This is a genomic window from Enterococcus dongliensis, from assembly GCF_031927985.1.
Taxonomy (GTDB): Bacteria; Bacillota; Bacilli; order Lactobacillales; family Enterococcaceae; genus Enterococcus_A; species Enterococcus_A dongliensis.
Map to the genome: position 1 here is coordinate 57,589 of NZ_JARPZC010000007.1, position 20,518 is coordinate 78,106.

Consider the following 20,518-nt stretch of genomic DNA (forward strand, 5'->3'; position numbering starts at 1 on the left):
GACTCAATTTAATGGAAATCATAGTTGAAACATTGTACAATGAATCAGAAATTGAAAATTTCAGAAATTTCAAAAGGAGAGAATGATATGCCAAAATTAGTTTTTTCTCGTCACGGCTTGAGCGAATGGAACAAATTAAACCAATTCACAGGCTGGGCAGACGTTGATTTGGCTCCAGAAGGTGTCGAAGAAGCAAAAGAAGGCGGCCGTAAAATTAAAGAAGCAGGAATTGAATTTGATGTGGCTTATACATCAGTTTTAACTCGTGCAATCAAAACTTGTGACTTGATCTTAGAATATTCTGATCAACTTTGGGTACCAACTTTCAAATCTTGGCGCTTGAACGAACGTCACTACGGTAAATTACAAGGATTGAACAAAAAAGAAACTGCTGAAAAATATGGTGACGAACAAGTTCATATCTGGCGTCGTTCTTACGATGTATTGCCTCCATTGATGGAAGCAACTGACGAAGGTTCTGCAGCACAAGACCGTCGTTACGCTATGTTAGATCCTCGCGATATTCCTGGTGGAGAAAACTTAAAAGTTACTTTGGAACGTGCATTACCTTTCTGGCAAGACGAAATCGCTCCTGCTTTAAAAGATGGTAAAACTGTATTAGTCGCTGCACATGGTAACTCATTACGTGCACTAGCTAAACACATCGAAGGTATTTCTGACGAAGACATCATGGATTTAGAGATCCCAACAGGTCAACCACTTGTTTATGATCTAAATGATGATTTAACAGTCGCTAAAAAATACTACTTATAAGAATTTTCCCGGCTCATGAGTGAGTCGGGTTTTTTAAATAATATTTTCTGTTCTGTCAGAATAATTTTTTTGTGCTAGAATAAAGTATATATTTCTTGCGGTCGTGGCGGAATTGGCAGACGCGCTAGCTTCAGGCGCTAGTGGTAGCAATACCGTGGAAGTTCGAGTCTTCTCGGCCGCATAAATCAATTAATCGCCACATCGGTTAAATACAAGAAAAATATCCGAACGATCCAATGTAAAACGACTGTTTATCGCAACTTTGCGATAAGGCCCCACCGGACCACAGGCGTAATACTTCGATCATTCGGATATTTTTCTTGTCATAAGACGTATTCATTCAAGCCAATCTGGCAATAGATCAACTATTTATTTTTAATCATGATTCAAAAAACTAGCGACCTTCGTTGCAATCAAGTCGATGGCAACATGATTTTCGCCGCCTTCTGGCACGATGATGTCTGCATAACGTTTTGTCGGTTCAATAAATTGATGATACATCGGTTTTACTACAGATAAATATTGACCGATAACTGATTCTAATGTTCGGCCGCGTTCATTCATGTCGCGGTTGATTCGCCGAATAATCCGAATGTCATCATCCGTATCTACGTAAATCTTGATGTCCATCATATCGCGCAAGCGTTCATCTTCTAAGATCAAGATTCCTTCTAGGATAATGACTTCCTTAGGGGCTTGCACATAAACTTCTTCACTACGCGTATGAGCGACATAATCATAGATTGGAACTTCCACTGATTGATAGTGGGTCAATTCCTTCAAATGCTCGATCAATAGATCCGTGTCAAAGGCAAAGGGATGATCGTAATTTGTTTTTAACCGTTCTTCGAAGCTGATACCGCTTTGGTCCTTATAATAAGAATCGTGTTCCAGCATCATGATGGAATGATCGGGAAACCGATTGTAGATTGCGCGGCTGACACTTGTTTTTCCACTTCCGGAACCGCCCGTTACACCAATAATGATCGGCTTGTTTTTCATGTAAATAAAACCTCTTTCGTTTTTCATTAGTCCTATTATAGCGAAACACTGACAAATTGCTATCGAAAACTTAAAATTCTTCTAAAATCTGATAAAGGTCGGTTAATTTTCCAATCTGGAAGGTCGGTTTGATAGTTGTCGCTTCCTTTTCTTGTGGGTTCATCCAGATTGTATCGATTCCGGGAGTTTGCCCGCCTTGAATATCCGAAGTCAAAGAATCCCCAACAATCACAGTCTTTTCTTTTTCCAAATGAGGGATCTCAGCAAAAACTATATCAAAAAATTCTTTCATTGGTTTATGGACACCCATTTCCTCAGAAATAAATAGTTTCTTAAAGTAAGGCGCCAAACCCGATTTGGTCAACCGTTGATGCTGTGTTGCTGAAACACCATTGGTCACTACGTAGAGTTCTTTTTTCTGACTTAACTTCGCAACGACTTCTAAACTATCATCCGTCAGCTGATATCCTTGATTCAAATATCGCCGGTATTGCGCTTCTGTCTTTGGACCATCTACTTCATGGTCATATTGTGCAAAAAATAAACGAAAGCGATTGTCTAACAATTCTTGTCGTGACAATACGCCTGCTTCATGCTCTCGCCAAAACCCTTGATTCATCTTTTTATACTCATTTTTTACTGACAGTGTTGGTTCTATCCCCATCTCTTGAAGTAACCAACTTAAAGCTTGCTCTTCTGCCGCTTTGAAATCTAATAAGGTGTCATCAATGTCAAATAAAATCGTCTCGTAACCCATCTTCAAACCTTCTATCTAAAATATGTTTTTAATCGCTGTAATTCCTCAAGCGTCAAAGCCCGATAATCTCCTTCAGCCAGCTCTTCAGGCAGCCGCAAGGGTCCCATCGCTAAACGAGTCAAACTCGTAACTTTTTTGCCGCAAGCCAAAAACATTTTTTTGACTTGGTGAAATTTTCCTTCACTAATTGTCAATAAAACTTCGGAATATCCTGACTCTGCACGTAAAATGTTTAATTGTGCCGGCTGACAACGAATCCCACCATGAAAAACAATGCCTGTTTCAAACGCTTTTTTATCTTCAAGTGTTACTTGCTCATTAATTACAGCGTGATATGTTTTTGTGACTTGCGAATAAGGTTGTAAAAGATCGTAGCCTAATTGCCCATTATCCGTTAATAACAACAGACCCGTCGTGTCGCGATCCAAACGCCCCACCGGATACAATCCTGCCGGACGTTGCGCTTTCGCTACTAGCTCCGTTACGGTTTGAAACTGAGAATCTTTTTTAGCCGTCACGACCCCAGCTGGTTTATTCAGCAGATAATACACGTGATTCGTCAATAAATTTTTCCCATCGACAGTGATTTTATGCAGCTGACTATCAACGTTGCGTTGCGGATCATATTCGACCGCTCCATCAACGAATACTTTTTTCATCAGAAATAAGCGTTTCATTTCCTTACGCGTCGTCTGCAAATTTTGTTCGATCACTTTGTCTAACCGCATGCCAAATTCCTCCAAATATATTGGCCCTATTATACCGAACTTTCAATAAAAGACCAACTGCCCAAAGCAAGCAAAAACAGTAAAATTCATTTGGATAAATTTTTTTTATAATTTTTGCTTAAATCAAAAAGGGGTTATCCTTGCATTTTAGTCAAAGGAGTCCTACACTTAAACTATACGAGTCAGAGATTCGTATATTAAGTGAATCGACACTCCGGTGTCAAAGGTTTCTCATACACAGCGTTATGACCTGGTAGAGAAAGTTGAACTTAGACTTTTTTGGACAGTTGTGTAGACAGCTGTCTTTTTGCGTTTTTTTCGCAAAGCCATTGTGCTGAGAATAACCCATCACTTAAATAAAATCTGTCTGAACAACCACAGACAGTCACATTTTAAGGAGGAATTTGGTTATGGCAGTATCATTAAAAGTAGAAGAAAGAGCAACTCGTCCCCGTTCCATTCGTAATAAATTACGTCACGAAGGAAAAGTTCCAGCAATCGTTAATGGATATCAAGTAGAAAGTACACCTATCTCAATTGACGAACGTGAATTTTCAAGACTATTACGTGAAAATGGTGCAAACACAGTTTTTGCCATTGAAATCGGTGGAAAAAAGGTAAATACGTTATTACGTGAATCACAATTGGATACCTTCACTCGTCACTTAACCCATGTTGAATTAGTATCCGTCAACCTATCAGAAGAAACCGAAGCTGAAACAGAAATCAACTTAGTTGGTGAAGCAGCTGGTGTGAAAGCAGGCGGCGTATTAACTCAAACACTTTATACAGTAACTGTTTCTGCAACACCAGAAAAATTACCAGAAGGTATCGATGTAGATATTTCTGGATTGGAAATTGGTCAAGCTCTTGCTATCAGCGATCTACCTAAGAACACTGATTACACGATCGTTACAGATGCCGAAGAACAAATCGTGGCCATCCAAGAAGCACAAGAACTTTCTGAAGAAGAAGCAACTGAAGGCGCAGAACCAGAAGTTATTGGTCAAGCAACTGAAGAATAAGAATTTAGGCAGGCGTACCGAATTTCTTTCGGTGCGTCTTTTTTACATATGTTGATAGCCATACGTCTGATATGACAAGCTTTTGATCCATTACTTATCCTCTGACACTTTTTCTAAAAAGATTATTTTTTTATTACTAATCAAGCGCAATGAGTGGTTTTTTTTGTAAAAAAGAATTACAATAAGGCACTACAAAGCTTATTTGTACTTTAAGTAAGTGATCCCAACTAAAGGAGGAAACATCTATGTTTGAAACATTCGATTCGAAAAAAAGCCGTTATGCCTCTGTCGGTGTGGTATCCAGCTTGCCAGGCGAGCTGATTGATAGTATCTGGTATATCATTGACTTGGATTTGAAGGGATTGATTCCCTTAGACAATATCTTAAGTTTTGACTTGATTAACAACGACGGTCACGTCACGATGCACTTTTCTCAAGAAGGCAGTGAAGTTGAGATGGGAATTGATCTACCCTTTGGTTATTCCTACGATTTCCCGCAAGAAGTCTATGCTTATGATGATGGTAGTCGTCAAACCATCTTATTACCAAATGAAATTCGCCAACGCTAATTTATCAGACAGCCTTTTTTCTAAGGTTGTCTTTTTTTAACTGAAAGAGTTTTTTCAGTCATTTTTATGGTACGATCAATCAAGAAATTTTATTAGAAAGCGGGAAAAAGATGAAAGAATTAACTCATGGGAATCCGGCAAAACTGATTATTTTATTTGCTTTGCCGCTGTTTGTAGGAAATGTTTTCCAACAATTTTACAGTATGGTAGACATGGTCGTCGTCGGTCAAACATTAGGAAAAGAAGCGTTAGCGGCTGTAGGTGCTACTAGCAGCGTCAGCTTTTTGATCATCGGCTTCGCTCAAGGATTGACCGCTGGTTTGTCGATTATAACTGCCCAACGATTTGGTGCCAAAGATATCCAAGGTGTTCGACAAAGTTTTGCAACATCCATTATCATTGGATTTGGTGTAACGATTGTTTTAACGACTTTGAGTTTAGTCTTTTTGCGTCCGCTATTACTTTTGATGCAAACACCGCCTGAACTTCTGGACCAGGCTCAGGAATTTATTTCAGTTATTCTTGGCGGGATCTTCGCTTCGATGAGCTTCAATTTATTATCCAATATGGTCCGAGCGTTAGGGGATAGTCGGACACCTCTCTTTTTCTTGGCCTTTGCCGTCTTAATCAATGTAATCTTAGATTTGATCTTCATCACTCGTTTTCATATGGGCGTAGCTGGCGCCGGTTTTGCAACTGTTATCGCACAAATTTTATCCAGTCTCATGTGTATCTGGTTTATTCGACGAAAAATCCCGATGTTACAAATCAGCCGTAAACATTTTACTTTTGAAAAAAATGATTTTAGAGTTCACTTAAACGCCGCTTTACCCATGGGATTTCAATCTTCGATTATCGCAATTGGTGCCGTTATCTTACAAGCAGCCCTCAACACTTTAGGAACAGATGTAGTAGCTGCTCAAACAACAGCAAGTCGAATCGATCAATTCGCGATTCTACCGATGATGTCATTTGGTATCACAATGGCGACTTTTACTGCACAAAATTTAGGGGCAAAAGAATATGGACGTATTTTAAAAGGAGTGAAACAGTGTTTATTGATGAGTGGAGCTTTTAGTATTCTCGCCGGCATTTTAGTCACGACTTGCGGGCATTATTTTGTTGCGCTTTTTGTCAATAGCAGTGAGACTCGTGTTTTTGAGCTAGCACAGACTTATTTCACTATCAACGGCTCGTTGTATTGGGTCTTAGCTATTCTATTTATTTTACGCTACACATTGCAAGGATTAGGACAAGCAAAGATCCCAACGATCGCTGGAATTATGGAATTGGTCATGCGTTCTTTTGCGGCTATCATCTTAACTAACGCCTTTGGTTTTACCGGAGCGGCCTTTGCTTCTCCTTTGGCTTGGATAGGTTCGACTGCTGTATTACTGACTTCTTATTTCAAAGCGATGCACAACTTAAAAAACTTAGATCAAAAACAACTTCAACTAAAATAAATAAGCGAGGCTGCGCCTCGCTTATTTAAACAATTTATATTTTCCGCTCTTTAAGCCATGTTTTTCTTGTTTCGCCTACGATCAATGGTACGGTCTCATAAGTAACTTCACTGTATTCAATCCCAAACCAACGTTCCGGTGCCACTGCATGATGTTTGATCGCTAGCCGTGCTTGCATGACTTGTCGATCCCATTTATCCATACGAGTCATATTGGTTAATTCTTCTTGAATCATCACAAAACGAAAATCACCGACTTGTCGACCTGGCGTCAAAGAGTAGTGCTGCGGTTGTTCAGGTAAACGCCCTTGCTTCATAAGATCATGAATGATCTGGCGCAAGTAAACATTCACTTCTTGAGCAATCCGAAATCCTAAATACAGTTTTACTTTTACGATAAAATCCGTTCCCATCATATCCACGCTATATTCTTCAGTGTAAGGCTCGTCCGTGACTTCTACATTCACAAACCAATACGCTTTTGCTCGCTTTAATCGTTTATCCAAAATCGAATAAATAAATTGTTGTGGGATTCTATCCCCTTCTAACCGCGGGACTAAAAAGACCACATTGGTTTGATAATAAGGAATCGTGTCATCTTCATGCAATTCTCGTAATTGCGGCAAGTAATCTTTGAAATCGACGTCTTGACTAGCATCTTCTTGTACTCGATTGCTACGATGCCAAATATACATGATTCCTAATATCAATAAAGCCATCGCTACTGCTACAAAACCGCCATGGAAAAATTTCGTGACACTTGAGACAAAGAAGAATCCTTCCAGCGTACCGAAGAAGACCAGCATTAAACTTGCTAATATTCGCGGCGTCTTCTTTTGCAGCAAATAGTGATACAACAAGAAGGTCGTCATCAACATCGTGACAGTAATGGATAGTCCATATGCCGCTTCCATATGACTTGATGTTCGAAATGTTAATACAATCAACGAACAAGCTGCCCATAAAATCAAATTCACTATCGGGATATACATTTGTCCGATACTTTTTCCTGGATAGATGATGCGCATTCTTGGCAATAATTTTAATTTAATCGCCTCTGAGACCAAAGTGAACGAGCCGGAAATCAATGCTTGTGAAGCGATAACCGCTGCAATCGTTGCAAAAACAACGCCGAAAATCATCCAACCATCTGGCAGAATTTGGAAAAATGGATTCAAGTTCTCGATTCCCTCGATTGTAGGGTCACCCTTTGAGTGTAAAATCCACGCGGCTTGTCCAGCATAATTCAACATCAAACAAAACAATACATAAGGCCAACTGAAATGAATATTCTTTTTACCTACATGACCCATATCAGAATACAAAGCTTCAGCCCCAGTCGTCGCCAAGAAAATACCTCCTAAAATAAAAATCCCCATTTTATTAGTAGGATCAAACAATAGATGAATCGCATAATAAGGATTCAGCGCTTTAATTACCCCAAAATCATAAGGGATGTTTATCAGCCCCATTAAACCTAAAAAAGTGAACCATAAAAACATGATTGGGCCAAAAGCCTTACCAACAAAATCTGTTCCAAATCGTTGAATCAAAAATAAAAAAAGTAAAATCACTAATGTGACAATCACAATAATATTCTGATCATTCCCAAATCGTTGATAAAAATCAGGAATTCCTCGTAATCCTTCGATTGCTGTTGTTACCGTTACTGCGGGCGTCAACACTCCATCAGCTAACAAGGCGGCTCCACCGATCATTGCTGGGATAATCAAATATTTTCCACCTTTACGCACCAATGTATATAAAGAGAAGATTCCCCCTTCACCGTGATTATCCGCTTTTAAAGCAATCAGAACATATTTGACTGTGGTTAAAAGCATCACCGTCCAAAAAACTAACGAGACTGCCCCCAAAACAAAATTCTGCGTAACGGTGGTTATCCCACCATTTTCTTCTAAAATCGCCTTCATCACGTACAAAGGGCTTGTTCCAATATCACCGTACACAACACCTAACGTGATTAACAACCCCGCCGCCGAAAGTTTAGTATGACTTTTTTTCTTTTCCATTACACACACTCCTAAGTTAAATACTGAACCGCGTTTTTATTCCATACTAAGTTTTAAGTTGTAAACACATTCGCATGCTTTTCGTTCATGCTTCTTCTAATGAATTGCTAGTATCTTATTGCGGCAAATCAACCTAAAAAAAGACCTAAACAACAGCTCTCACTATTGTTTAGGTCTTGCAAATTATCTCTTAGACCAGTGTCTCACACTAGTTGTTGATCTAAAAGCATAGAAATCTTCTATGTTGCTACTCCCCTAAAACTTATTCGTATTATCCAGTTTATCGGGGGAATTGTCAAAGAATATCCTCAGAAATCAGATTATTTTTCTTCTTTTTTGCTTTCTTCATCTTTTAGCAATGCTTTGCGGGAAGCATTTACACGGCCTTGACGATCGATCTCTGTCACTTTGACTAGGACTTCGTCGCCTAGTTTGACTACATCTTCCACTTTGTTCACTCGTTCGTTTGCAAGTTGTGAAATGTGAACCAATGCGTCTTTGCCTTTAATTAAGTTAACAAACGCTCCAAATTTTTCAATCCGAACGACTTTACCTAAATAAACTTCGCCGACTTTAACTTCTTTAGTCAATTCTTCAATGATCTTGATTGCTTTTTTGATCATATCTGCATCAGAAGACGCGATGCTGACATTGCCGTCTTGATCGATATCGATTTTCACGCCAGTTTCTTCAATGATGCCATTGATAGTGTCGCCGCCTTTACCAATAACCGTCTTGATTTTATCTGGATCAATTTTAATCATTTCGATCTTCGGTGCATATTGGCTTAATTCTTCTCTTGGTGCTGCTAATGTATCTGTCAATACTTCAAGGATCTCCATCCGAGCTTTTTTCGCTTGCGTCAATGCTTCAGTTAAGATTTGTTCAGTGATTCCTTGAATCTTGATATCCATTTGCAAGGCAGTAATACCTTCTTTTGTTCCGGCAACTTTAAAGTCCATATCGCCTAGATGATCTTCCAATCCTTGGATATCTGTTAAGATAGTGTAATTTTCACCATCAGAAACAAGTCCCATTGCAATCCCAGCAACAGGCGCTTTAATCGGCACACCTGCATCCATCAATGCCAAAGTTCCGGCACAAATACTTGCTTGAGAAGAAGAACCATTTGATTCCAATACTTCTGCTACTAAACGGATTGTATAAGGAAAATCTTCTTCACTTGGAATAATCTGCGCTAAAGCTCGTTCGCCTAATGCACCATGACCAATCTCACGACGACCCGGTGATCCTGCCCGACCAGTTGAACCAACAGAAAATTGCGGGAAATTATAATGATGGATGAATCGTTTGCTTTCAACAGATCCTAAGCCATCGATGATTTGATGTTCCCCTAAAGGAGCCAAGGTACAAGCAGATAAAGCTTGCGTTTGTCCTCGAGTGAACAGTCCTGAACCATGAACACGCGGCAACAAACCTGTTTCAGCCGCTAGCGGACGAATCTCATCTAATTTACGACCATCTGGACGGATTTTATCAATTGTGATCAATTCGCGAACCACATCTTTTTCAAGATCTTCAGCGATTTGTTTAACTTCTTTTGTGATTTGAACTAAGTCTTCGGTCTCAACGTTCGCAAATTTTTCAGCGTACACCTCTTTGACCGTTTCTTTGACTTTTTCGATTTCATCTTCACGCGCCAATTTATCCATAGTCATAACAGCAGTCTTCATCGTTTGATAATACCCGTCGAAGATTTCTTGTTTTAATTCAGGATTGACTTGCAATAAAGCAACTGACATTTTTTCTTTGCCGACTGCCGCAACGATTTCTTCTTGAAAAGCGACCAATTCTTTGATTGCATCGAAACCAAATAATAAAGCGCCTAACATATCTTCTTCAGAAACTTCTTTCGCACCAGATTCAACCATGTTGATTGCTTGTTTTGTTCCGGCAACAGTCAAGTCAATATCTGAGTCTGCATGTTGTTCCACAGTTGGATTCAACACATATTCGCCATTTACACGACCAACATCGACACCTGCGATTGGTCCATCAAACGGGATATCTGAGATAGATAGCGCCAATGAAGAACCAAACATCGCTGCCATAGAAGGAGAACAATCTTGTTCCACACTCATTACAACATTGGTTACTTGTACTTCATTACGAAATCCATCAGCAAACATCGGACGAATTGGGCGGTCAATCAAACGAGCAGTCAATGTCGCTTCTGTACTTGGACGACCTTCACGTTTGATAAAGCCGCCAGGAATTTTACCTACTGCGTACATTTTTTCTTCATAGTTGATAGTTAATGGGAAAAAGTCGGTATCTTTCGCTTCTTTAGAAGCAACTGCCGCACTTAATACAACTGTATCCCCATAACGAACTAATACTGCGCCATTGGCTTGTTTAGCAAGTTGACCGATCTCAACTTGCAGAGGGCGTCCGCCCCAAGTGGTTTTAAAAACTTGTTTTTCTGACATAATTTCTCCTCTTCCCTTTGACCAGTGTGACGCTACTAAACAAATGGAAACAGCGAAATTTTCGCTTCTTGCATTTGGTTAGTAGAGTGACCACACGCTAATCAAAGGTTTTCTTATTTTTTCTGAGCCTGACTCAGAATCTTTATATTCAACATATACATCCACAATCTAGCCGCTCATTGGTCAAGCATGGACGAATATAAAAAATCCAAACGATGTTTGTACACCTATATCATGCGAAATAATCTGTGATCTATAACGTTGAAAATCCATAAATAACTTGCAGCTATTACTGGCTGCGAAAAGCCTAATTGGCAAAAAAAGTGAGATTCCTAGGAACCTCACTTTCATAACGGTACGAATTAACGACGTAGTCCTAGACGTTGGATTAATTCACGGTAACGTTGTACTTCGTTCTTACGTAAGTAAGCCAACAAGTTACGACGATGACCAACTTTTTTCATTAGACCGCGATATGAATGGTGGTCTTTTTTGTGGACACGTGCATGCTCATTTAGTTGATTGATTTCTTCCGTCAATACAGCGATTTGTACTTCTGGAGAACCAGTATCTCCTTCATGGCGAGCAAATTCATTGATGATTTCGTTTTTACGTTCTTTTGATAATGCCATGGTTTTCACCTCTTCCTTTTTTCTTCCTATGACTGAGTAAAGCGTTGGTGAATCGCTCAACCAAGTGATAGGCGGTGCGCTATGCACACTCTAACACTTTACTTGATTTGTTCTAAAAAATCAAGTTGTACACCAATTTAAGCCTGTTTTTTATAATCATTATATTTTTTTTAAAGAAGCTAGTCAGCAAAAATAGTTTTTTTACCTTACTTACTTTTTGTGTTAAACTAACGTGATGAAATCATGTCTGAGAGGAGACTTTTTAATGATTACAATGGATGATATTATTCGGGAAGGCCATCCAACCTTGCGGGCAGTTGCTAAAGAAGTCCCGCTTCCTCCAACTGCTGAAGAAGTAGAACTTGGAAAGGAAATGCTGCAGTTTCTTAAAAATAGTCAAGATCCTGTAAAAGCAGAAGAATTGCATTTACGCGGCGGTGTCGGTCTAGCGGCTCCCCAACTAGATATTTCAAAACGAATCATCGCAGTCCATGTCCCAAGCGTTGATCCAGAAAAACCAGAAAACGGCATCAGCACTGTGATGTATAATCCAAAAGTCTTGAGTCATTCCGTCCAAGAAGCTTGCCTAGGAGAAGGAGAAGGCTGTTTGTCCGTCGATCGTGAAGTACCTGGTTACGTTGTAAGGGCTGCACGAATCACTGTTTCTTATTTTGATGAAACGGGTGAAAAACATAAGATTCGTTTGAAAAACTATGAAGCCATCGTAGTCCAACATGAAATTGATCATATCAACGGGATTATGTTCTACGATCATATCGATGAAAAAAATCCGCTGCACTTAAAAGACGGCGTGCTAGTCATCGAGTAACGAAAAACACCATTCGCTAGGAATGGTGTTTTTCTTCATATAAAATCCCTTTTTCAGAAAGTGCTTGTTTGATTTTTGTTAGATCAGCTAATGACTCATAGGCAATCGTGTGAAGATGGATGCCTGCTGTCAATTCCGATAAAAGTGTCACATTCAGGTGCTCTGCTTCTTTTACAAAAGTATCTACGTCTTGGGCGGTTACTAAATGCAATCCTCCGACTAATTCTCCATACAACGGATGTTCCACTACTACATCGATCACTTCACCGCCATGTTCGATAATCGTATGCAATTCTTCAGCTGTCTGCTCGGGCGTGTGTTGAACCGCGAGCTTGCTAATCAACTTTTCAGATTCACGTTCTAACAAATACCCTCGTGCCGTTGCGATGATTCGCTCACCAGACGCACGTAACAACGCAACGTCCCCAACGACAATTTGCCGACTCACACCAAATTTTTTCGCAAAACTCGTTGCGCTAATCGGTTTTTCTGCTTGCTGCAAAGCAGCTAAAATATCCGTTTTTCGTTTCTCTCCATCAATCATTTGATCGCAACCGCCCTCCTTGATAATTTCGCGACTGTTTCATGATATCTTTGAACGTCTCAACGATGGTCTCACGATATTCTTCATCTTTCACTAAATGCGCCACATTCGCTAAAACAGCTTCTTCACGACTTGTATCTAACACCGCTTTTTTTGTCTGGGCTTTGTAAGCAGTGACTTCACTGACTGCCGACATCCGCTTTTCTAATAATCTCACAATTTCTCGATCAATTTGATCAATCTTTCCTCGTGCTTGTGCCAAAGCATCCTTTTCATTTTCTTCCTCGATCGTCTGGATAATCTGTGCGGGATTTCCTCCCACTACGACATTATTTGGAAATGATTTCGTCACCACTGCACCAGCTGCTACGACTACGTTATCGCCTAAAGTGACGCCAGGAACAATCACTGCTGAGCCGCCAATCCAAACATTATCACCAATTTTAATTGGTTTTCCTAATTCTAGACCGCTGTTGCGTTTTGCCGGTTCGATTGGATGACTTGCTGTGTACAGCTGGACATTGGGACCAAACATACAATTATCACCAATCGTAATCGGGCAGGTATCCAAAAAGATATTGTGGAAATTGCAATAAAAATGTTCCCCTACAAAAATATTATAGCCATAATCAAAAGAAATCGAAGGTTCCACGTAAACGTGTTTTTTTGTTCCGCCGAAAGCCGCCTTCACATATTCTTCGCGCTTGTTCTTGTCGTGTTCTTGATTGATCGCCTGTAACTTTCTGCGAGCTTCTTTGCGATCAGCTATTAATTCAGGATCACCGGCAAAATATAATTTTCCAGCGATCATTTTTTCTTTTTCAGTCAGCTCCATTACGTTCCTCCTAGTCCGCACTTTCATCTTGTCAGTAACTAATACGACTGATATTCTTATATTTGTTCAAATACTGCCACACCATTTGCTTGTACAAAATTATACGTACCAGCTAATTGAATCGGTGTTTGATTGATCACTAAGACTTTTGCATCACTGCGTTTTTCATAAATTAAATCACAAAATGGATGAACTTGGAAGCTCGTTCCAACAATTACTATCAACTCTGCCGCTTTAACTGCAGCAATTGCCTGCTGGATGACGCCTTCTTCAAATCCTTCACCATATAAAACAATATTTGGCCGAATTTGCCCCCCGCAATTTTTGTGGCGATCGTTCATTAAATAGTCGTGCCAATCCACCGCTTGCTGACACTTTTGACAATAACAATCATAAAGCGATCCATGAAAGTTTACTAGCTGCTGACTTCCAGCAATTTCATGCAATCCATCGATATTCTGTGACACTATCCATGTTTTTTTAGATTTTTCTAGTTGGGCCATTTTCTGATGAATAATATTTGGTCGCGCTTCTTTATGATATAAATGTTTAACAAATTGATAGAATTTTTCTGGTTCTCTCAGTAAACATTCACTGCTCAATAAATATTCCGGAGCTTCAAGTCCGTGATACACACCTTGCAACGAACGATAATCCGGCACTCCTGAAGGCGTCGAGACTCCTGCTCCAGTTAAAAATGTGATTGCGTTACTCTGTTGGATCATTTCTACCGCTTGATCAATTGTGATTTCCATTTTTATCACCTCAAGAACCAGTATAGTATAAATGAACAGTTAAAAAAATCCCTTCAGCCAAAGATGACTGAAGGGATTTTTTTATAAACTTTTTAGTCGTTCTAAAATTTTTGGGGTAGTTAAACCGAACTCCTCTTGTAAGAAACTTGGTGTTCCCACTTGGCCAAATCGCTCGTCAACACCAATTCGTGTTAATGGTATTGCTAATCCATTGTCTGCTAAAACTTCTGCTACCGCGCTGCCTAGCCCTCCTGTAATCGAATGATTTTCAATTGTTATAACAGCTTTCTTTCCAATAAAACGTTCATTTAATAATGTTTTATCTAACGGTTTAATGGTGAACATATCGATTACCTCAGTGGAAATGCCACTTTCTTCTAGTGCTTCTGCAACTTCTAACGCCTCTGCTACGAGTTGCCCCGCAGCAACAATCAAATAATCTTGACCTTCCCGTAACAGGTTGCCTTTACCAATTTTAAAAGTCGCACCCGGCGCATAAATATTTTTTACACCTTTTCGATTTCCACGAACATAATGAATTCCTTTTAATTTTGCAAATTCTTTGATAATCCAATCCATTTGCACTTCATCCGCTGCATCACAAATAACTACTTCCGGGATTGATCGCAACAATGCAATATCTTCCCAAGTTGTGTGCGTACCACCGTTGTGTCCTGCGGTAAAACCGGGATCGGAACCATAAATATTAAGTGTATTCTCAGCATATGCACCAGAAAGATAGATTTGATCCAATACTCTCCGTGTCGCAAACGGCCCAAAAGTATGAATAAATGGAATATATCCAGTTAAACTCAATCCAGCTGCAACTCCCACCATATTGGATTCTGCAATTCCAACATTAATAAACTGTTCTGGCGATTTTTTTGCAATATCTGTCCATTTACTAGCACCACCAAGATCAGCATCAAGTGTAACGATTCTTTCATTATTTTCTATCATGTCTTTTAGGGCGTCAACTACCGTTACTCGTAGTTCTTTCCCAATTTCATGATTGTCTGCCAATGTAAACATTATAAAACACGCCCCTTTCTTAGTTCCTTTAGGGCTTCTTCAGTGGCTTCTTGTACTGCTGCACTATTAAATTTAACTGAATGGTTCGCATCCATTTCTTCAAAGAATTTTACCCCTTGCCCTTTGATGGTATCTAAGACGATACAAACAGCTTGATCTTTAATTTTTTTACAATCTTCAATTGCTTGATCAATTGCAATCAAATCGTCTCCCTTAACCTTTTGTGTAGCAAACCCAAAAGCATCCATCTTTTCTGCTATATCAAAAGGATTTAAAATCTCTTTTGTAGTCCCATCTAATTGTTTTTTATTTTCATCAATAATCACGATACAATGATTCAATTTAAAATGTGCAATATATTGGAAGGCCTCCCAGCACTGCCCTTCATTTAGCTCACCATCACCAACGATTAGATAAACATAATTCTCACTACCTTGCATTTTTAATCCAGTAGCAATCCCAGCTGCTAATGACGTCCCCTGTCCCAAAGAACCTGTAGTAGCATCAATACCAGGCGTTTTTATTCGATCAGGATGTGATGGCAAGTTGGTTCCGCCTTCATTCAAGGTCCATAACCATTCTTCTGGGAAAAAGCCTACTGCTGATAATGTGCTGTATAAAGCAGGACCAGCATGTCCTTTTGACAATACCAATCGATCGCGTTTTTCCCATTGAGGATTTTTAGGATCGTACACCATTTGTTTTCCGTAAAGTACTGCTAATAAATCCGCAATAGAAAGTGAACCGCCGATATGCCCTGAACCAACTTTACGAATTGCCTCAATACTATTAATTCGGATTTTAGCTGCCAAATCTTCTAATTTTGTAATCAACTCTTTCTCCATTCACTTTTCTCCTCTTATTCTGAAACAGTATCTACATTTTTATTTTTAAAGAAAACAGTTAGACCTATCAATACAGCTAATACAGCGATAATACCGGAAATAACAGCAATTTGTCCTCCAGCATTCGCTAAGTTTCCTAGGAAGATTCCTACAACTCCATAATCAGTATCTGAGAAAGTTGAACCTTGGAAACCTAAGTCACCCATAACCGGCATCAAAAGAATTGGCATGAAACTAATAATAACTCCGTGTACAAAAGATCCAATTACCGCACCACGCAAACCACCAGTTGCGTTACCATATACACCTGCCGTTGCACCACAGAAGAAATGAGGAACAACACCTGGAATAATAACGGTAGTCCCCGTAAGAACCATGATAATTAAACTGAAAATCCCACCAACAAAACTAGTTAAAAATCCAATCAATACAGCATTTGGAGCATAAGGAAAAACAATCGGACAATCTAGCGCTGGAACAGAATTTGGAACCAATTTTTCTGAAATCCCTTTAAATGCCGGTACAATTTCTGCTAATATCAAACGAACACCTGCTAAAATGACAAATACTCCAGCTGCAAATGACCCTGCTTGTTGCAGTGAGTAAATAATATAGTTCGTGCCATCACTCAAATTTTTTGTGATAAAATCGTTCCCAGCAAATAGTGCAACAATTACATAGACGACTGCCATTGTTATAGTAATGCTGACCGTTGAATCACGTAAGAAAGACAGTCCCTTCGGAAAATTGATATCTTCAGTTGATTTTTCTTTATTGCCTACATATTTTCCAATTAACCCACTGAGTGCATATCCAAAGTTTCCTGTATGTCCTAGAGCAACTGTATTGTTTTTAGTAATTTGTTTTGTAAATGGCTGAGCAATTGCAGGGAAAATGGTGTTAGCTATCCCTAGCGCCAATCCTCCAAAAAATATTAGAGGAACTGTTCCCATTTTTGTCACACTCAAAATTACAGCAATCATACAAGACATATACAAAGTAGCGTGACCTGTTAAATAAATGTATTTAAAACGAGTGAAACGAGCAATTAGAATATTAAATGCCATTCCAACTAACATAATAAGTGCTGTATAGGTACCATATTTGGTTAAGGCTAATGCAACAATCGCTTCGTTGTTAGGCACAACGCCTTGCATATTAAAGGCTGCTTGAAACATTTCTCCAAAAGGGGCTAGCGAACCTTCAACTACCCCAGCTCCAGCAGTCACAACTAAGAAGCCAACAAAAGTCTTGATTCCACCCTTAACAATCGATGCAGTGTCTTTCTTCTGTAAAACATTTCCCAAAATTGCAATTAACGCAACCAACAATGCTGGTGTACTAGCAATATCAATTAATATATCTAAAATTCCGTTCATTTGTATTCCTCCCACTTAAATTAGAGTAAGCCCTTTTCTTCACAAACTGCTTGAACTTTGGTTTTTAGTTCATCCATATCGATAATACTATCTAAGACGACGACTTCACCTAGATGATGCGCACTATCCGCCAAATCTGATCCAACAAAAAAAACATCTGCTAAATCTGGTGTTGCGCTTCCCATATCATAATGTGCAACTTCTACATCATTTACTCCTAATTCTTTTAAAACGCTATTAATATTCATTTCCACCATAAAACTTGATCCCAATCCTGATCCACATACTGCTGCAAATTTCATTATTCATTCTCTCCTCTACCTAAAATAGTTATAATTTCTTCTTTTGTTGTTGCGGACAATAAATCCTCTAAATTTTCTCGATTAGATAATAACTTGGTTAAACTTGACAAAGCTCGTAAATGAGCTTCATTATCGATTGCTGCTAGACAAACGAACAATTGTATATCATGTTTTTCATCATCTAATAATAAAACTGGTTTTTCTACTTTTAACAAAGACATCCCTATCGCTTTTACGCCGTCCTCAGGTCGCGCATGAGGTAAAGCGATTCCTTTTCCAATATGGATAAATGGTCCATACTGTTTTACTTTTTCAATCATAGCTTCTGAATAGCGGCTCTCAATTTTCTGGCTATCTACCAAAGGCTGTGCCGCTAAACGAATCGCCGACTCCCAATCAGCAACTTCATCGCTGATTTGAATCATTTCTGGAGTAATAAGTTCTGTTAACATTGGACGATTGTCCTCCTTTTGTTCAATCAATCGGTTCATTTTTTTATTTAATACTTTGTACAGTTTTTCTTTTGTCACGCCTTTTTTTAAATCAATATAAGGATTCAATGCTTTGATGATCTCTTCAGCACTAGGCATTGAAAAACCGGGTACAAGTAATTCTTCCTGAACTTGGTTGATTAATTGATTTTTTTCTAATTGCGACATCAACGGTTTGACAAGATAGACACGTTTCTTACTATCATCCAAGGGTATCGTCGAAAAAACTACATCATAGTCTTCTTCAGAAACACTCTGCAGCTGATTTACTGAACTAGCTTCTTGAAAATGGATTGTTGAAAACATTTTTTTTAATTCTGTTTGCAAAATCAATGAAGAACTAATTCCACTCGGGCACACAATCAAGGCCCGTACTTCTTTTACTGCTGATTCAGCTTGCTGATTCGTGATTGCTCCACCAAATAAAATTGAGAAAAAACCAACTTCTTCAATTGGGATTTTTTGACCTACAACTTTTTCTAATGGTTTTAAGGATTTTTTCGTAAAATCGAAAATCTCTGGATAATCCATCTGGATATTTTCAATCAGAACATTGGGTAAATAAAAACCAAAACGGATACGAAAATATGCTGGAACAAGATGATAGAACAAATTCATTAGCAATTCACGAAAGTTTGAAAATTGAATTGCTGAATAGTTTTCCATCTGATGAATTATTTCAGCAGAACAACTCAATAAAAAATCTAACTGTAAATCACGAATTTCTCCTTGAACGATGGTCATGAGGACAATTGTCATGTAACCTAGTTCGTCAGCAGTTACTTTATTGAAAAAGATTTGCAAAAAGTTCTCACCAGCTTGATAAACAGTCAATGACTGTAAAACATCTAACCCAGTTAGGCTGACTAAACGTTGTTTATAAAACCGTTTAGAAGTTAAGCCAATCAATAAACTAACTTCATCAATTCGACTCGGTACAATGGTCAACCCCAATAAACTTGTTTGCTGCTGAATCACATCACGAATCTTTGCATATAGCGTTAAATCAAATTGATTTAACCAGTAAAACAATCCAAATTTACCATCAGTTTCTTGTACTAAACGAGCAACAAAATTTTGAGCAATACGACGGATTTCCAGTTCATCTCCAGTCAGAAAAAATCCCTTTTTTCGAGAATAAACTAGTTCAATGTTTTGTTTAGCTAAATATTTACGAAGTTTCTTGACATCAGTGATTGCAGTTCCTTTCGAGATCTCTAGAAAATCTTGAAAGTGAAAAAGTGACAATTCCTCAAAAGTAGAGTAACTCAGCAAATAAATTAGTGCCTGTCGCTGTTCTTCAGAGTATACAAAGTACTCTTGTGTTTCATTTACAAGTTTTTTTGTCCACTTCTCCGTTGTTATCGGAGCAATGAATATTCGTTGTTCTTCAGTATCAGTAATCGTTTCTACGGTCAAATCTAATTCTGCCAACTGAGTCGCGAGCTCTTTAGCAGAGAGACCCGTTTGTTGTGTCGCATTTTTTAATGTTACGTAACTATTAAAATTGTTGGATAGGAGATAGCTTATTTTGTAATTCACTTTCTCCTCACCTCCTGTCTAAAGTATAGGTTGTAAACGTTTTAATATCGACTATTCTTCAGTACAATCTTCATTTAAAAAAATCATTTAATTGTACCAAAACTATTTTTTGTATATGTATTACAATGGATAAACATACTAGTTTAATTATCAATTCTAACAGCTTTGTTCTATCAAAAAATATAAAAATCAATTTTTTCGTCTTTTTAACAAAATAAATTTATTTTATTTAATAAAATAGAACATTTTTTTGCTTGTTTCAGATGCTTTCCATTGACTTTTTCATTTCCAACCTTTAGACTGTGAATCATAATAACTGAATACGAGATGCCTCAGTACAATGAGGTAGAGGTCGCGAACCTTATTAACCCTATGGAGTGTAGAGACACGTTGAAATAGATCTAGGAAGTTTCGCCGAAATATACATAATTCTCTTTGTTTTGTATGTTGGGACGCAAGCAAATAACTTGCGGACTGTCTTAGCAGTGATGCTAAGTTGCGCTATGTTTTTGTAAGAGGGAACACCATCTTCTTA

Annotated in this window: 19 protein-coding genes, 1 tRNA gene and 1 riboswitch; of the genes, 6 read left to right on the top strand and 14 right to left on the bottom strand. The window is 38.6% G+C overall.

Features of this window, described 5'->3' with window-relative positions:
• Window positions 1-87 precede the first annotated feature (87 nt).
• A complete protein-coding gene (gene gpmA, locus P7D84_RS06950) occupies window positions 88-774 on the top strand; it encodes a 2,3-diphosphoglycerate-dependent phosphoglycerate mutase (RefSeq protein ID WP_137603777.1) in 687 nt (228 codons plus the stop codon).
• A 97-nt stretch (window positions 775-871) separates the two neighbouring features.
• Window positions 872-955, top strand: a tRNA-Leu gene (locus P7D84_RS06955).
• A 194-nt stretch (window positions 956-1,149) separates the two neighbouring features.
• On the opposite strand, the gene udk is transcribed toward P7D84_RS06955, so the two are convergent.
• From udk to P7D84_RS06970, 3 genes are all read right to left on the bottom strand, one after another.
• Window positions 1,150-1,776 (bottom strand): uridine kinase, encoded by a 627-nt coding sequence (udk, locus tag P7D84_RS06960; RefSeq protein WP_137603778.1) that lies wholly within the window; start codon window positions 1,774-1,776, stop codon window positions 1,150-1,152.
• Window positions 1,777-1,846: 70 nt separating this feature from the next.
• A complete protein-coding gene (locus P7D84_RS06965) occupies window positions 1,847-2,533 on the bottom strand; it encodes a YjjG family noncanonical pyrimidine nucleotidase (RefSeq protein WP_311805698.1) in 687 nt (228 codons plus the stop codon).
• Window positions 2,534-2,544: 11 nt separating this feature from the next.
• Window positions 2,545-3,261 (bottom strand): pseudouridine synthase, encoded by a 717-nt coding sequence (locus P7D84_RS06970; protein ID WP_137603780.1) that lies wholly within the window; start codon window positions 3,259-3,261, stop codon window positions 2,545-2,547.
• Between the two features lie 410 nt (window positions 3,262-3,671).
• Between P7D84_RS06970 and P7D84_RS06975 the strand changes: the two genes are divergently transcribed.
• The 3 genes from P7D84_RS06975 (at window position 3,672) to P7D84_RS06985 (ending at window position 6,318) form a co-directional block, all read left to right on the top strand.
• Complete coding sequence (locus P7D84_RS06975; RefSeq protein ID WP_137603781.1) at window positions 3,672-4,286, top strand: 50S ribosomal protein L25/general stress protein Ctc; 615 nt, start codon at window positions 3,672-3,674, stop codon at window positions 4,284-4,286.
• Window positions 4,287-4,531: 245 nt separating this feature from the next.
• Window positions 4,532-4,855 carry a DUF960 domain-containing protein gene (locus P7D84_RS06980; RefSeq protein WP_137603782.1) on the top strand — a complete coding sequence of 108 codons (324 nt, stop codon included), beginning with the start codon at window positions 4,532-4,534 and terminating at the stop codon, window positions 4,853-4,855.
• A 110-nt stretch (window positions 4,856-4,965) separates the two neighbouring features.
• On the top strand, window positions 4,966-6,318 hold the full coding sequence (locus P7D84_RS06985) for an MATE family efflux transporter (RefSeq protein ID WP_311805700.1): 1,353 nt from the start codon (window positions 4,966-4,968) through the stop codon (window positions 6,316-6,318).
• Window positions 6,319-6,352: 34 nt separating this feature from the next.
• Here P7D84_RS06985 and P7D84_RS06990 read toward each other — a convergent pair whose 3' ends face one another.
• The 3 genes from P7D84_RS06990 to rpsO form a co-directional block, all read right to left on the bottom strand.
• A complete protein-coding gene (locus P7D84_RS06990; protein ID WP_311805701.1) occupies window positions 6,353-8,347 on the bottom strand; it encodes a KUP/HAK/KT family potassium transporter in 1,995 nt (664 codons plus the stop codon).
• A gap of 320 nt (window positions 8,348-8,667) precedes the next feature.
• Window positions 8,668-10,797 (bottom strand): polyribonucleotide nucleotidyltransferase, encoded by a 2,130-nt coding sequence (gene pnp, locus P7D84_RS06995; RefSeq protein WP_137603785.1) that lies wholly within the window; start codon window positions 10,795-10,797, stop codon window positions 8,668-8,670.
• A 362-nt stretch (window positions 10,798-11,159) separates the two neighbouring features.
• Entirely contained in the window at window positions 11,160-11,429 is a 270-nt protein-coding gene (gene rpsO, locus P7D84_RS07000; RefSeq protein WP_088934178.1) for a 30S ribosomal protein S15, read from the bottom strand.
• A gap of 265 nt (window positions 11,430-11,694) precedes the next feature.
• On the opposite strand from rpsO, the gene def reads away from it, so the two are divergent.
• Window positions 11,695-12,258, top strand: coding sequence for a peptide deformylase (gene def / locus P7D84_RS07005; protein WP_137603786.1), 564 nt, complete (start codon window positions 11,695-11,697; stop codon window positions 12,256-12,258).
• A gap of 16 nt (window positions 12,259-12,274) precedes the next feature.
• On the opposite strand, the gene P7D84_RS07010 is transcribed toward def, so the two are convergent.
• The 8 genes from P7D84_RS07010 to P7D84_RS07045 all read right to left on the bottom strand — a co-directional run bounded on the left by P7D84_RS07010 (window position 12,275) and on the right by P7D84_RS07045 (window position 19,983).
• The gene (locus P7D84_RS07010) at window positions 12,275-12,802 is read right to left on the bottom strand and encodes a transcription repressor NadR (RefSeq protein WP_311805703.1); all 528 of its coding nucleotides are present in this window, start codon (window positions 12,800-12,802) and stop codon (window positions 12,275-12,277) included.
• Complete coding sequence (locus tag P7D84_RS07015) at window positions 12,795-13,637, bottom strand: chorismate mutase (protein ID WP_137603788.1); 843 nt, start codon at window positions 13,635-13,637, stop codon at window positions 12,795-12,797. Before P7D84_RS07015 ends, P7D84_RS07010 begins: the two co-directional genes overlap by 8 nt.
• 56 nt (window positions 13,638-13,693) lie before the next feature.
• Complete coding sequence (locus P7D84_RS07020) at window positions 13,694-14,392, bottom strand: NAD-dependent protein deacylase (protein ID WP_311805705.1); 699 nt, start codon at window positions 14,390-14,392, stop codon at window positions 13,694-13,696.
• An 81-nt stretch (window positions 14,393-14,473) separates the two neighbouring features.
• The gene (locus P7D84_RS07025) at window positions 14,474-15,424 is read right to left on the bottom strand and encodes a transketolase family protein (RefSeq protein WP_311805707.1); all 951 of its coding nucleotides are present in this window, start codon (window positions 15,422-15,424) and stop codon (window positions 14,474-14,476) included.
• Window positions 15,424-16,269 carry a transketolase gene (locus P7D84_RS07030; RefSeq protein WP_311805709.1) on the bottom strand — a complete coding sequence of 282 codons (846 nt, stop codon included), beginning with the start codon at window positions 16,267-16,269 and terminating at the stop codon, window positions 15,424-15,426. Before P7D84_RS07030 ends, P7D84_RS07025 begins: the two co-directional genes overlap by 1 nt.
• Before the next feature lie 14 nt (window positions 16,270-16,283).
• On the bottom strand, window positions 16,284-17,648 hold the full coding sequence (gene ulaA, locus P7D84_RS07035; protein WP_311805710.1) for a PTS ascorbate transporter subunit IIC: 1,365 nt from the start codon (window positions 17,646-17,648) through the stop codon (window positions 16,284-16,286).
• 20 nt (window positions 17,649-17,668) lie between these two features.
• Window positions 17,669-17,950, bottom strand: coding sequence for a PTS sugar transporter subunit IIB (locus tag P7D84_RS07040; protein WP_311805712.1), 282 nt, complete (start codon window positions 17,948-17,950; stop codon window positions 17,669-17,671).
• Complete coding sequence (locus P7D84_RS07045; protein WP_311805714.1) at window positions 17,950-19,983, bottom strand: BglG family transcription antiterminator; 2,034 nt, start codon at window positions 19,981-19,983, stop codon at window positions 17,950-17,952. The genes P7D84_RS07040 and P7D84_RS07045 overlap by 1 nt, the downstream gene beginning before the upstream one ends.
• Before the next feature lie 338 nt (window positions 19,984-20,321).
• Window positions 20,322-20,495: riboswitch (Lysine riboswitch) on the top strand.
• Window positions 20,496-20,518: the final 23 nt, after the last annotated feature.

Coding starts and splice junctions, on each gene's coding strand:
- gpmA (WP_137603777.1), top strand. CDS start 88: ATGCCAAAATTAGTTTTTTCTCGTCACGGCTTGAGCGAATGGAACAAA.
- udk (WP_137603778.1), bottom strand. CDS start 1,776: ATGAAAAACAAGCCGATCATTATTGGTGTAACGGGCGGTTCCGGAAGT.
- P7D84_RS06965 (WP_311805698.1), bottom strand. CDS start 2,533: ATGGGTTACGAGACGATTTTATTTGACATTGATGACACCTTATTAGAT.
- P7D84_RS06970 (WP_137603780.1), bottom strand. CDS start 3,261: ATGCGGTTAGACAAAGTGATCGAACAAAATTTGCAGACGACGCGTAAG.
- P7D84_RS06975 (WP_137603781.1), top strand. CDS start 3,672: ATGGCAGTATCATTAAAAGTAGAAGAAAGAGCAACTCGTCCCCGTTCC.
- P7D84_RS06980 (WP_137603782.1), top strand. CDS start 4,532: ATGTTTGAAACATTCGATTCGAAAAAAAGCCGTTATGCCTCTGTCGGT.
- P7D84_RS06985 (WP_311805700.1), top strand. CDS start 4,966: ATGAAAGAATTAACTCATGGGAATCCGGCAAAACTGATTATTTTATTT.
- P7D84_RS06990 (WP_311805701.1), bottom strand. CDS start 8,347: ATGGAAAAGAAAAAAAGTCATACTAAACTTTCGGCGGCGGGGTTGTTA.
- pnp (WP_137603785.1), bottom strand. CDS start 10,797: ATGTCAGAAAAACAAGTTTTTAAAACCACTTGGGGCGGACGCCCTCTG.
- rpsO (WP_088934178.1), bottom strand. CDS start 11,429: ATGGCATTATCAAAAGAACGTAAAAACGAAATCATCAATGAATTTGCT.
- def (WP_137603786.1), top strand. CDS start 11,695: ATGATTACAATGGATGATATTATTCGGGAAGGCCATCCAACCTTGCGG.
- P7D84_RS07010 (WP_311805703.1), bottom strand. CDS start 12,802: ATGATTGATGGAGAGAAACGAAAAACGGATATTTTAGCTGCTTTGCAG.
- P7D84_RS07015 (WP_137603788.1), bottom strand. CDS start 13,637: ATGGAGCTGACTGAAAAAGAAAAAATGATCGCTGGAAAATTATATTTT.
- P7D84_RS07020 (WP_311805705.1), bottom strand. CDS start 14,392: ATGGAAATCACAATTGATCAAGCGGTAGAAATGATCCAACAGAGTAAC.
- P7D84_RS07025 (WP_311805707.1), bottom strand. CDS start 15,424: ATGTTTACATTGGCAGACAATCATGAAATTGGGAAAGAACTACGAGTA.
- P7D84_RS07030 (WP_311805709.1), bottom strand. CDS start 16,269: ATGGAGAAAGAGTTGATTACAAAATTAGAAGATTTGGCAGCTAAAATC.
- ulaA (WP_311805710.1), bottom strand. CDS start 17,648: ATGAACGGAATTTTAGATATATTAATTGATATTGCTAGTACACCAGCA.
- P7D84_RS07040 (WP_311805712.1), bottom strand. CDS start 17,950: ATGAAATTTGCAGCAGTATGTGGATCAGGATTGGGATCAAGTTTTATG.